A 12,894-nucleotide genomic window follows, 5' to 3' on the forward strand; every position below is an offset into this window, starting at 1 on the left:
TTGCTAAACAAAAATGAAGGGTGTCGGTTATGATGGAATGGGGATTACTGGTACTGAGAGTTGTGATTGGGTTATTATTCGCAGGACATGCGATGCAAAAATTAGCGGGCTGGTTTGGAGGCCACGGCCTTAAAGGAACGGGTGGATTTTTCGAATCCATCGGAATAAAGCCAGGTCGCACGATGGCATTGCTTGCTGGTCTTGCGGAGTTGGGGGGAGGATTATTGTTCGCATTCGGATTATTTACTCCGTTAGCTGCTGTGTTAATCGTAGCTACCATGCTTATGGCAATTATTAAAGTGCACGGAAAAAATGGCCTGTGGGTTACACAAAATGGGTATGAATATAATCTCGTGCTCATTGTGATTGCTGTTGCTGTTGCACTGATTGGTCCTGGCGACTATTCTCTTGATGCTTTATGGTTAAACTAAGAGTGTTGGAGTAAATCGTTACAACGTGTTAGCGAAGGATTTGCGCAGGGGGATATAAGAAATTTTGTTACACAATTGAAACATTTCTGTTATGTGCCTGTCGCACTGGTCGGATAATATAATAAACAAGACCCCCTTTTTCATATTATTGAAGCCTGCCACCGTTGGCAGGCTTCCTTTTTTTTGTGAAAGTCTTTTTAGCATGCAATAGCTGAAGAAGAAAATGAATAAAGGCGACTTTTCATTCAGAATTGAATGCGAAGTCGCCTTTATTCATTTAACCCGCACTCTCATGGTTACCTGGTGCCACACCTGCCTATGAAGCCAAATGATCAGCAGTAGGGAAATCGAGGTAAGAGCCAAGTCGCCTCGTAGCTGACAGGCAACTTGGCTGGAGTATAAAGAGTAGATTTATTGCGATTAGGTTGGCCGCTAACTCGGAACAATCGCTCAATGTTACAGTTCTACGACAACCTTCTGCTTTTGCCGGAAAAATACCCAACGCTTAAAGCCGATCTCACGAAGTCGTTTCTGGACAAGCTCCCAATCGTCGCCTACACGTCCAGGTATATGTGCGTCTGATCCAAAGGTGACATCAACGCCGAAGTGTAGAGCGCGCTCTAGGATCGTATCGGAAGGATACCAGCCACCGCAATACTTCGTTGAACCACTCGTGTTAATCTCGATGGAAATATCGTTAGCAGCAACTGCCTTAAGCGTTTCATCAATCTCGGCTTCGGCACCAGTAATATTTGCGAATTCAGGATAATATCCTTTCATCGCATCAATATGACCAAGTACCTGAAATAGACCGCTATTGGCGGAGTGGCGGATGAGCTCGTAATAGTGTTTCTTCTCATCGAGCTGATCTGCAGCTTCTATGCCTTTCCAGCGATTACGATTAAATATGCTAACTCCTCTAGTCTGATGAACGGAGCCAATGATGTAATCGAACGGATAAGGCTCATATGATGTCCGATACAAATCGATCTGGTCGATATAAAAATCGGATTCTACACCGAGCAATACTTCGATTTTATCTTTATATTGCTCCTTCAGACGCAATACCTCAGCGATATAGTTCGGAAAGTCACTTCGCGCCATTGCAATCCCGGGCTGGGGTTGATCGTGTTCATGTGCGAAATAAGGGGAATGATCGGAAATGCCAATGACCTGGAAGTTAGCGTTAATTGCTGCTTCAATATAGTCCGATATTTTGTCCGATGCGTGGCCGCATCTATCGTGATGAGTATGTAAGTCGAATTTCATGGTATCTCTCCTCATTCTCGTTTATTCGCTGCCGATAAACTGATCCTCTGGCATGCCTTTCAAATCATTCAAAAATTGCCGCATAGCGCTATTCACATATCGACCGGATTTGGTCATGACCCCAACGGGGTGACTCACTTCAAGCTCCGTTACACGAATCATCTTAAGTGTTCCCCTACGTAGTTCTTCTGCAATGGATAACTTGGATACGACAGCTGCGCCCATGTTGAGTTCGACCATTCGCTTAACCTCTTCACTGCTTCCGAGCTCCATGACGATATTCGGTTCAAGCCCATGTTCTCGGAATATGCGGTCTGTGAAACGCCGACCCAGTGTATCAGGTGAAAGTAGAATAAGAGGGACATCTTTGAGCATATTGATTGTAATCCGACTGGCGGAGGCTAGAGGATGTGCAGGGGCAACAACAAACTCAAAAGTATCGTAATAGAGCACCGACGTCTCAACCTGAGGACTTCTGTCTGTTAAGTAGCCTATACCGACGTCGACCGTTCCATTTTCAACGCTGGAAAGCACTTGGGTGGATGACATAGAAGATATGCTTGTCTTAATAAGTGGAAATTGGTTCTGAAAATAGGATAACACCCTCGGCAATATTTGAATGGCAATAGATGTTGTCGTTCCTAAAATAATATGACCTTGAGGGATCTGATTTAAGTCCGATAGCTTCTGCTTTAACTGCTCTACGATCGCTAATATTTGCTCAGCATTTTTAAGAAATACTTGTCCGCGATCTGTTAAGGTCACGGGATGATTGCGATCGACGAGTATGGTCTTGAATTCGTCTTCAAGGCTCTTGATCTGCGCTGAAACAGCGGGCTGCGTCAAGTTAAGCACTTCACCTGCTTTACGGAAGCTAAGCGTCTTGGATATCGTGACTAACGTCTCCAATTGGTTGATGTTCAATTGATCGCCTCCTTAGATTGAATAAATTTATCACATTAATTAAATGGATAAAAAGCTTTTGTCATTTTCCTATTATAGAAGATTTTATTGATCGTCGCAAAGGTTGAATATTAATCAAATTTAAGTATAATATGGAAGTGGTTTTAATCAAATTTGAGTACTTGTCTAATCGAGTAATAGGAAGGAGTTTGTTGATTATGGATGCGAAGAAGAGTCATTCAAAACTTGTCGTTGCAGGCTTGCTGCTGGGTTTGTTTATGGCTGCACTTGACCAAACGATAGTATCAACAGCGATGACTACAATTATTAAGAAGCTCGGGGGCTTTGAAAGCTTTATATGGGTCTACTCCGCTTACATGATCGCTATGGTCGTATCGACACCCATATTCGGTAAACTATCTGATATGTACGGCCGAAAAAGGTTTTTCCTAATGGGTCTTACTTTGTTTTTGGGAGGATCCATACTTTGCGGAACAGCACAGAACATGGACCAGCTGATCATCTATCGCGCGATACAAGGAATCGGTGGCGGTGCATTGATGCCGATCGTGTTCACGATCATATTCGATCTGTTCCCTGTAGACAAACGCGGTAAAATGATGGGGCTATTTGGAGCTGTATTCGGGGTTTCGAGCGTATTTGGACCCATTTTAGGTGGAACGATTACCGATTATCTGAGCTGGCGTTGGATTTTCTACATCAATGTGCCGATTGGGATATTAGCGATCATTTTTATTTCCAAGGCGTATCACGAATCAAGGGTCGTCCGAAAGCAAGTCATCGATTGGGCTGGCGCTATTCTATTGACGGGAACGATCCTCTGCCTCATGTTTGGTCTGGAGCTTGGAGGATCGGATGGTTGGGCATGGGATTCTGCGAAAATAATTTCGTTGTTCGTAGGCTCGGCTGTGTTACTTATCCTGTTCCTTCTAGCTGAGAAGGCTGCGAAAGATCCAATTATTAAGCTTAGCTTATTCCAAAAGCGATTATTCACGAGTAGTATGGTCATCAGTCTTTTATATGGTGGTGTAATGATCGCAGGAGCGTCGTACATTCCGATTTTCATCCAAGGGGTATTTCACAAGACCGCAACCGAGACGAGTTCAGTTCTCACTCCCATGATGCTTGGTGTTGTGGTAAGCAGTCAGCTTGGGGGTAGGATTGTATCCAAATTTAGATATCGAGATATCATGCTCGTATCAGTACTTACCTTATTGGCCGGTTCATTGTTGCTCGGATTCGCAATGGATACGTCGACAAGCCGATGGGTTATCACTTTGTATATGGTCATTATCGGTCTTGGAATGGGAGTTTCCTTTTCCCTACTTAACATCTCGACCCTTAATTCGGTTCCGCCGCAGTACAAAGGATCAGCCTCCTCTTTGATCACCTTTTTCCGGACGATCGGTTCTGCATTAGGCGTGACGGTATTTGGCACATTGCAGAAGCATAACTTTCAGCAAAGTGTTCAGGAAATTCCTAATATGAGTCCAGAGATGGCGTCACAAATCAAAGGGGGACAGGCGCTACTTGATCCGACCATTCAGGTTAAGATGGGGTTATCTGCAGATGCCGTAAATGGACTATTGGCAAAGCTTGCAGATTCCATCATCTACATTTTCCAATGGTCTGTTTTGTTGCCAGTGCTTGCGGTTGTGTTCGTGCTACTTATGGGCCGCGCTCGGATGGAAATGAAGAAGCCTGGGGCGCATGAATCATCGGGTCAGCAAAGCAACCAGAGCTCGAAAACGGACGGAGCAGGAAAGCCAGAGCCGAATTTCCACGGGGGTTAATTTTACATGTCGATGAAGCTGATCATCTTAGGGCTGCTAATGGAAAAAAACCGACATCCTTACGAGATTCGGCAAACAATAAAAGGGCGAAACTGGCATCTTGCATTCAAGCTTCAGGATGGATCACTCTATTACGCTGTTGATCAGCTTAGGGATGAGGGCCTCATTGAAGTTTCTGAAGTGATTGCCATTGCAGGAGATAAGCGTCCCGACAAAACCATATATCGCATTACTGATCAAGGGAAAGCTGCCCTCTTGGAGCAGTTATATAAACAGATGGAAAAGCAATATTTTCCACAGCATCCTCTGTTCAAGGCATTACCGTTTGCTTGGCACGCGGACAATGCTCAGATGGAGGAGCTAATCGAGAGACAGCTTGCCAATTGTGAGCTAAGACAACATCAAATGAAGCTCGTTCTGGACAACAAGGGAGATAGACTACCTCGCGGTGCGGTTCGATTAATTCAAGGGATATTGAAGTTTATTGAGACTGAACGCGAGTGGCTATTGGACTTGTTGAAGGATGCACGATCAGGACTGCTCTCTGATCCTGGCAATAAGTCGTTACCCGAGTCGAGATAGTGTAAGTGATTATGTACTGATGAAGTAAAGCCAACATTAAATAATGTTAAATCCCTAAATGCAACAAGGAAACGGCACACCGCTCGTCGAATGATTCCCTCAACAGCGTGAATAGCGAGAGGGGCATTAGCCGGATGGACGATAAGAAGAAGATTAACTCTTGGGTGATGTATGATTGGGCGAATTCAGCCTTTGCTACAACGATTATGGCAGCGGTTATGCCGATCTACTTCATCAGCGTGGCGGGTGGGACGGATGGTAGCTGGAGCTTTACTCAGACAGTTGCAGCGCTCATCGTAGCCTTATTGTCACCATTACTCGGAGCCATAGCAGATCATACAGGCAGGAAGATTGCTTTTCTAAGGGTATTTAGCATTATCGGAGCGGTTGCAAGTGGATTTCTTGCATTTGTTGGACCAGGAGATATGTGGCTTGCTTCCATCCTCGTTGTGATCGGTATGGTCGGGTTTGGGGCAGGGAATACGTTCTATGATGCTATGCTGAACGATCTAGTATCTCCTGCTCAACGTGAAAAAGTGAGCGCGCGTGGTTATGCTATGGGCTATTTGGGCGGTGGGGTGCTACTCGCCATAAACCTAGGTTTAATTCTAGGTTGGGAATCCATAGGTTTGCCGAATGAAACAGTCGCTTCGCAAATCTCATTCGTTACTGTGGGGATATGGTGGTTAGTATTCTCGTGGCCACTATTCCGCAATGTTAAAGATACCCCATCCATTAAAGAGAGTGGAGTGTGGATCAATTTGAAGGCCGGGGCTCACCGGCTTGGGGATACGTTCACACGAATTAAGCGGTATCCTGAGTTGATGAAATTCATGGTCGCTTATTGGTTTTTCTTCGATGGGATCAATACGATTATCATCATGGCAGCAAGCTACGGTACAACGATTAATATTGAAAGTAAGGATCTCATCACCGCGCTATTAATCACTCAATTTATCGGATTTCCGGCGACGCTGTTGTTTGGAAAACTAGCGGACCGACTAGGTAGTAAAAAGATGCTATACGGCTCGTTAGTTACTTATTTAATCATCGTTGTCTTAGGGTATTTCATGACTAATGCGTTACACTTCTATCTTCTAGCTTGTTTGGTTGGTCTTGTTCAAGGCGGTTCTCAGGCGACATCAAGAACCATTTTCAGCAAAATGATTCCGCAAGGGCGGGCAACTGAGTTTTTCGGATTCCTTAGCTTCACTAGTAGGTTTTTCGCCTTCGGAGGGCCGCTCGTATTCGGAATCGTTAAGCTGATTAGCGATTCAAGCCGAACGGCTCTGCTAGCGGTCGCCTTTTTCTTCCTCGTTGGAATAATCATGCTAACCTTTGTGAATTTGGCTAAAGGGGAAAAGGAAGCATTGCAAGAATAAAGGGGGATTAAACAGGTACAACCGAGTCCGCGAAAATAATACTGCCACGATCACAAGGAAGACCCGTTTCATATGAAATATCCTGAAGCAGCTCACTGAAGCGTTCCATCAGTGGGGCTGCTTCTTCGTTTGTCTGAGCTTCAAGCCAGGCCATTGCTGCCGATACTGTTGCATATGCATCTTGTAAAGCAATTTCCCATAAATCCATAGCACTTTCATGATGAAGGACAGTGCGATCAACCGGATCTATCCAAGCTTGACGGGTTTCGTTAAGTACATCCCAGTCAGGTATTGTACGGGGAGGAGAGAACGGTGCTAGCTGACCAAAGGTAAATTTCCCTTTCCAACCCTTCGGATCGAAGAATAGTCGCTGTGCTTGTATAAACTGAGCAACGGCTTGATCGAGTTGCTCCACTGAAATTTGATTTGCAAGAATAGGATAGTGAATAGACACAATCTGTAGGAATTCTGGAGCGAAACCATCGGGTAACTGACCTGCTGTATCTATCTCTGGTGCAACTGGCGTCTTCCCGGTATGAATGTTTGCACGCTGCATAAGGACAACGGAGTCCATTGCGGTTTCAAATCGCTGATGGTGCCACTTTTTAAATCCGGAACGGCTGAAGATGAAGGGGTGAAGATTTCGGTCTAACACATGATGAAGTAGAAAACCGAGCGCATACGCGGCTTTAGGCTCTTTCAGAGAACGATTCTGTACTGCACTGAATAAGGAAAGTAGAAAGGGACCACAATGAACATTGTGCATCTGAGAGCCGAGCTTATTAAGCAATGTAGAAGCTTGCCAAGGTAAAAAATGATCATAAAAAAGAAAATCGGGTCCCTGACAGCCGAGTTGAAAAGCGGTTTTCCATTGTTCATTGTTCATATGTTTATCCAGACGGATTGTGGATAGGACTTCTTTACCAAACTGAATATGGGTCCATATATTCGGCATTGTTCTACTCCCTTTGACAAAAAGCTGTGTACTTGTACCTATGATTTCAGTATAATGATAGAAAGCGGTTACGGCTAGCGGTTTCAATTCGAGATGACGAAGGGGCGCGTTCAGACATGAAGGCTGAGTACATCAACCCATTTTTGGAATCCGCGCGTATGGTTATCGAACAGATGGTACAGATTCGTCCCAGCACTGGACAGTTAGCGATTAGGGACATCAAATTCGCCGAAAACCATGTGTGGATTCAAATTGGACTAACAGGTCATATGACCGGTGATATCGTCTTTGGATTAAGCGAATCTGTTGCTTTACGGATCATATCAGCGATGATGGGCGGTTATGCCATTACTGAAATCGATGATATGGGCAAGAGCGCCATTTCCGAGCTAGGAAATATGATTAGTGGAAACGCAAGTACGATGCTCTATAACCAAGGTGTTCACGTGGATATTACTCCGCCTAAGATTATGGGATCTCATTTTGCTTCAGCTACGGGTGCAAGTCGCGCGTTAGCAGTTCCACTTATTATGGAAGGTATCGGTGAAATGGAAATTCAAGTTTTGATTGCCTAAATAATGATCAGATGCGATAAGTTTGCTTAACCGCCCCGGTAGGGGCTTTTTTCATGGTAAAAGTTGTATAGCTAACACGCTTATATTCGCTTAGGAGGGTAATGATGAGAGTAGAGCTAAAGAACAAGGTCGTGCTCATTACCGGTGCATCCAGCGGGATCGGGGCGTTGGTTGCTAAGCTTCTATCTGAAAAGGGAGCCATACCGGTCTTAACGGCGCGATCTCGTGACAAAATGTTAGAACTGTCCGCGTCCATACGAGGTGAGCATGCTGTTTACGAGATGGATGTCACTTCGGAACAGCAGGTTCAAGAGGTTATCTCGCAAGTGCAGGCGCGATACGGTAAAATAGATGTATTACTGAATAACGCTGGGTACGGTGAATTTATTTCATTCAAGGAAGCTTCACTTGACCATTTTCAAGGGATGATGGACGTTAACTATATGGGTACGGTACGCTGTACACATGCGGTGCTTCCTTTTATGCTTCAGTTGGGGCAAGGGCATATCGTCAATGTCGCCTCCATTGCGGGGAAGATGGCAACAGCCAAATCGACGGGGTACTCTGCATCAAAGCATGCCGTGCTTGGCCTGACGAATGCATTGCGACAAGAATTACGTGGTTCTGGAGTGAGGGTATCCGCTGTGAATCCGGGACCTATCGACACTCCGTTCTTCGATCGAGCTGACCCAAATGGTAACTACATTCGTAATATTCGTTGGTTTATGATGTCTCCAGATAAAGTTGCTCGTGCAATCGTATCTGTTATTGAACGGCGTAAGCCGGAGCTTGATTTACCTTGGACGGCTTCGTTCGGAGTCAAAGTTATGCAGCTGTTTCCTCGTTTAAGCGAGGCTATTTTCGGACGGTTTATGAATAAGAAATGAAGTAAGGGGTTGAAGTGATGGGTTTTATCGAATTAGGATTAAACGAGCTACTCGTGGAGAAGCTTACGGCTTCTGGAATTGCGGAGCCTACGGATGTACAGAAGCAAGCCTTACCTGAGCTGCTTAATGGCAAGGATGGAGTCATTGTATCCCCGACGGGAACAGGGAAAACACTTGCTTATTTGTTACCTTTGCTACAGAAAATTGATGGCTCACGTCGTGAGGTGCAAGCTCTTGTACTTGCGCCGACTCAAGAGCTAGCGATGCAAATTATGCGGGAGGCGGAAGCTTACGGGCAGCCGCTAGGAATTAAAGCGACGGCACTGATCGGCGGTGCTTCACTGGCTCGCCAGCTTGAGCGGATGAAGAGCAAGCCTGCACTTATTGTTGGTACTCCTGGACGTGTACGCGAGGTATCGAATTCGCGCAAGCTGTCTCTTCATGCCGTATCGTTCGTTGTTGTCGATGAGACGGACCGGGTGTTCTCACTGGGTGGTAAGAGCGACGTGGAAGTATTGATGAAGCAATGTAATCGTGAGCGGCAAACTGTATTCGTCTCAGCGACTCGATCGGCAGCGATGAGGGAAGCGGAGGCGCAATGGCAAAATGATGCATGGGTATCCGATGTTACAGAGAAGGAAAATGAGAATGGACTTTCTTCGACGTTGGAGCATTGGTATTTCCTAAGTGACCGCCGCGAGAAAATTGATCTGATTCGTAAGATCGTCAGACATATGAAGCCGACATCAGCGCTCTTGTTCGTCAACGATACGGAGAAAATTGGTGAGCTTCAGGCGAAGCTACGTTATGAAGGTGTATCCGTGGATGCTCTCTACGGGGATACACGAGGACAAGAGCGTGGCGAAGTGATGCAGCGCTTCCGTAGTGGACGCACAAGGCTGTTGATTGCAACGGATGTAGCGGCTAGAGGCTTGGATCTCCCAGGGCTTCCTCTCGTTATCCACTTTGAGCCAGCGCTAGATAAAGATCATTATGTTCATCGTTCTGGAAGAACAGCAAGAATGGGACGCGCGGGGACGTCGATCTCTTTGATTACCCATGAGGAGCGCTTCATCCTTGATAAGCTGGAGAAGCAGCTGAACATCGAAATATTGCCTAAGATGCTGTATGAAGGCAAAGTTGTTTCGCTGGAAGAAGGCATTGAGCGGAAAAGCTTAGTATCGGACTGGAAAGCACCAGCCAATGCTGGAGGAGCGAAGGATGGACGCCTAGTATGGAAGTCAAAGGCGGAATACATGGCGACACTTAAGCCGCAAGGTGAAAAGCAACCTATTAAAGGTGATAAAATACAGCCACAATCTAAGCCGTATCCAGATAAAGCAAGTTCAACATCTGCTAGTAAGCAGCCTTCTGCTAGTAAGTCATCGGACATGAGGACAAGTTCGGTTAGTGATGCTGCTAATACAGCTAAGCGAGCCTATCCGTCTGCATCGGGCAGTGCAAGAACAGATAAAGGTACTAAATCGTCATATGAGGGTGCTTCAAAGACCGATAAGGCAGGCAGATCATCGTATGCTGGTACTGCAAAAACGGACAAGACAGCCAACTCGACGTATGCGAGTACAGCAAAAGCGGATAAGGTAGCTAATTCGCCAGTTGCGGGTGCTGTGAATTCAGCCAAATCAGCTAAAACGCCGATTAAACCAGTGAAGGCCAAAGCGAATAGAGCACGTGATCAGAAAAACAAAGGTGCACCGAAGTGGCTGAAGGAAAAGCGTGAATCTCCAAATGATAATAAATAGGATCAAGTTAAGGACTCATTTTCTGCTTCTTGGGAAATGAGTCTTTTTTTCTAGCAAAGAGGGATTCCTCACGTTAATAAGGACAGAAATTCCACACATAGGAAATTTCGTGTGATTATTGAAAACTGAGATCTTCCATCTTCTTCGTCGAAGTTTCCTTCTTACAGCAAGTGTCATCCATGATGAAGAAGATTAGTTGCCGAGAGTCATTGCTCTTTGCTCATTTAATGCGAATCTTCTCTATTATGAATTGCATGTTGCGACGTTGCATACGGTTGGCGCATCAAGGTGAATGGTTAAGAAAGATAACATACTGTTCAGGTGACAATCTTGCCTAGCAGCATTACGAATCTGTGTTATATGTTTAAGTCCGGCACAAAGAATAATGCCACAAGTGTAAACAAGTGATTCAGTTGGGGTTTAGAAAACTCCAACTTGAGAAGTAAAGTCGATGTCCTCTTTCTGTTTAATCGCTACGGGTTCAATTCCCCGCAGCTTGCTGCGTCAGTAACTTAGATTTTGAATTATAATGAGCACAAAAGAAAATCGTAGAAGGAGACGCTGTGGTTTGAGCGAGTATATTCATAAATCACACAAATCAATGTTGACGATTGAAAAAGCTAGTGCAGGTGGATTTTGTGGATATGATAAAAATGGGAATCCACTTTACAGTAGCGAGGTTTGAAGTGACCCCATAAAGTTAGACAGGTTATAGTATTAAGTAACTTGTTGGGCATGAGTCCGGTACTGTACCGGACTCATGCCTTTTAGTTTTACTTTAATTCGCTAATATGAAACTTTTTACATTGTTGGATTGTCATAGTAAATAGAAGGCTGGCCAGTTTTCTGTTAATAACTTAGTAAATTAAGGAAGTGCTATTTCTAGTCTGGTAGATTAAGGATACAATATAAAAGGAGCGATATTATGGGAATTAGATTTTTAGGAAAAGGTTATTCAAGAATTGGTAAAAACTTAATGGTAGCTGCAATTTTTACATCACTCCTCTTGTCTTTCTCTTTTAACGCAGTTGCAGCAACTAAAGCAAGCCATGAAGCCGAAGAGCAATTTGATATCTCAAAGTTCATCCCACAAAAACTAGCGAAATCTACAATTGAAGACGAAAAATTGAAAACAGCCGTTGCCTATGGGGTTCTCGAAACAGTATTACGAGTAATGGCAGATAAGGATAGTGAATGGGCTGACTTATTTAAAAATGGAAAGCTTGATATTAAAAAGATTGTTCCAATATTAGATACTGATGATAATTTGTCTCAAGTAATGTTAGGTTATGAAACAGGATATCTCATTGTAGATGCCGATAACGGAAATTTAATTCAATTTTCTTATGGTTTGCTTGATGATGAGTATTTTGCGGAAAGTGATGCGGTATATGTAGATGGAATTGAACATTTCTCTTCAAATAATGGAGTAGTTAAAGACGGAAGTAAAGAAGGTAAGAAAATTGAAGAAGTAAAAACTGAGGCTAAGAAATTAGGGGAAATAAAGAGGGAGAGCATACCGAACAAGAAATGGGAACTAGATATGGAGTTGCGAGATTCAGTACTTCAAGGTTATGGATCTAATGAAGGGACTTCAAGAAATAATTATATAACAGATCCAGTTGTATGGCTCACTAATTATTATGGATCAGGTAAAGGTGTTGTATTAAATCAGCAATATTCCTTAAACGTGCCGGAGATTGACCAGAATTCATATTCGGGTGCAAATAATTGTGCTCTGGTTGCAACGTTGGAAATTATGGGCTATTATCAGTACCCAGCAATTACTCAGACTCAACGGAATACTGCATATACTGCAATGAAGAATTCATCGTTATATTCTAGTGGTAGTGGTGTATTGCCTTGGGATAACAACAACTTATTTAAAGTTGCAGTTGATGCAGTTGGAAGTCCGTGGAATGTACAAAATAGTTCCGATGATGATGAAGCAACGGTAGTGCAAGATCCATATAATTTACTCTATAATAAGCTACAAACTTATGGACCTGGGTATATAAGTCTAAATCAAGTTCCGTATACTAACCATACTGTAACCATTAAAGGTGTTCAAGATTATTCTGTTTATTGGTGGACTGCTCAGGGAGCATATTATTCTTATCTTGAGTCTTTTGCAATGATTAATGATCATTGGACAGCAAATACACCAACAACGGCATATCTGAGCCTCGCAGGGTGGGGACAATCAACTTGGTACTATACGTTTATTAATGTTAATTAGAGATTAACTTAATATCTTTGAATGAGGATGGGATGCAGAGCTTAATGTTCTGTATTCCATCTATATTAAAAATAACGATTATCCGTATTTGGCT

At 43.9% G+C, this 12,894-nt stretch carries 11 protein-coding genes; 8 read left to right on the top strand and 3 right to left on the bottom strand.

All coding sequences use genetic code 11. The features are described from left to right. The first annotated feature begins 29 nt into the window (after window positions 1-29). Window positions 30-431 (top strand): DoxX family protein, encoded by a 402-nt coding sequence (locus M1K58_RS15935; protein ID WP_256759843.1) that lies wholly within the window; start codon window positions 30-32, stop codon window positions 429-431. A gap of 456 nt (window positions 432-887) precedes the next feature. On the opposite strand, the gene M1K58_RS15940 is transcribed toward M1K58_RS15935, so the two are convergent. Continuing rightward, window positions 888-1,700, bottom strand: a complete 813-nt coding sequence (locus tag M1K58_RS15940; RefSeq protein ID WP_256759844.1) for a histidinol-phosphatase — start codon at window positions 1,698-1,700, stop codon at window positions 888-890. A 21-nt stretch (window positions 1,701-1,721) separates the two neighbouring features. Then, entirely contained in the window at window positions 1,722-2,624 is a 903-nt protein-coding gene (locus M1K58_RS15945; protein WP_256759845.1) for a LysR family transcriptional regulator, read from the bottom strand. A gap of 197 nt (window positions 2,625-2,821) precedes the next feature. On the opposite strand from M1K58_RS15945, the gene M1K58_RS15950 reads away from it, so the two are divergent. The 3 genes from M1K58_RS15950 (at window position 2,822) to M1K58_RS15960 (ending at window position 6,381) form a co-directional block, all read left to right on the top strand. After that, on the top strand, window positions 2,822-4,417 hold the full coding sequence (locus M1K58_RS15950) for an MDR family MFS transporter (protein WP_256759846.1): 1,596 nt from the start codon (window positions 2,822-2,824) through the stop codon (window positions 4,415-4,417). A 6-nt stretch (window positions 4,418-4,423) separates the two neighbouring features. Continuing rightward, a complete protein-coding gene (locus tag M1K58_RS15955) occupies window positions 4,424-4,999 on the top strand; it encodes a PadR family transcriptional regulator (protein ID WP_256759847.1) in 576 nt (191 codons plus the stop codon). A gap of 107 nt (window positions 5,000-5,106) precedes the next feature. Then, a complete protein-coding gene (locus M1K58_RS15960) occupies window positions 5,107-6,381 on the top strand; it encodes an MFS transporter (RefSeq protein ID WP_372339172.1) in 1,275 nt (424 codons plus the stop codon). A gap of 7 nt (window positions 6,382-6,388) precedes the next feature. On the opposite strand, the gene M1K58_RS15965 is transcribed toward M1K58_RS15960, so the two are convergent. Continuing rightward, a complete protein-coding gene (locus tag M1K58_RS15965) occupies window positions 6,389-7,336 on the bottom strand; it encodes a zinc dependent phospholipase C family protein (RefSeq protein ID WP_256759849.1) in 948 nt (315 codons plus the stop codon). A 116-nt stretch (window positions 7,337-7,452) separates the two neighbouring features. Here M1K58_RS15965 and M1K58_RS15970 point away from each other — a divergent pair, with 116 nt between their 5' ends. The 4 genes from M1K58_RS15970 to M1K58_RS15985 all read left to right on the top strand — a co-directional run bounded on the left by M1K58_RS15970 (window position 7,453) and on the right by M1K58_RS15985 (window position 12,800). Further along, the gene (locus M1K58_RS15970) at window positions 7,453-7,911 is read left to right on the top strand and encodes a chemotaxis protein CheX (protein WP_256759850.1); all 459 of its coding nucleotides are present in this window, start codon (window positions 7,453-7,455) and stop codon (window positions 7,909-7,911) included. A 104-nt stretch (window positions 7,912-8,015) separates the two neighbouring features. Continuing rightward, window positions 8,016-8,798, top strand: a complete 783-nt coding sequence (locus tag M1K58_RS15975) for an SDR family NAD(P)-dependent oxidoreductase (RefSeq protein ID WP_256760315.1) — start codon at window positions 8,016-8,018, stop codon at window positions 8,796-8,798. A 17-nt stretch (window positions 8,799-8,815) separates the two neighbouring features. Beyond that, entirely contained in the window at window positions 8,816-10,561 is a 1,746-nt protein-coding gene (locus M1K58_RS15980) for a DEAD/DEAH box helicase (RefSeq protein WP_256759851.1), read from the top strand. A 925-nt stretch (window positions 10,562-11,486) separates the two neighbouring features. Continuing rightward, window positions 11,487-12,800 (top strand): hypothetical protein, encoded by a 1,314-nt coding sequence (locus M1K58_RS15985; protein ID WP_256759852.1) that lies wholly within the window; start codon window positions 11,487-11,489, stop codon window positions 12,798-12,800. Window positions 12,801-12,894: the final 94 nt, after the last annotated feature.

Source organism: Cohnella sp. WQ 127256 (assembly GCF_024519285.1).
Classification (GTDB): Bacteria; Bacillota; Bacilli; order Paenibacillales; family Paenibacillaceae; genus Cohnella.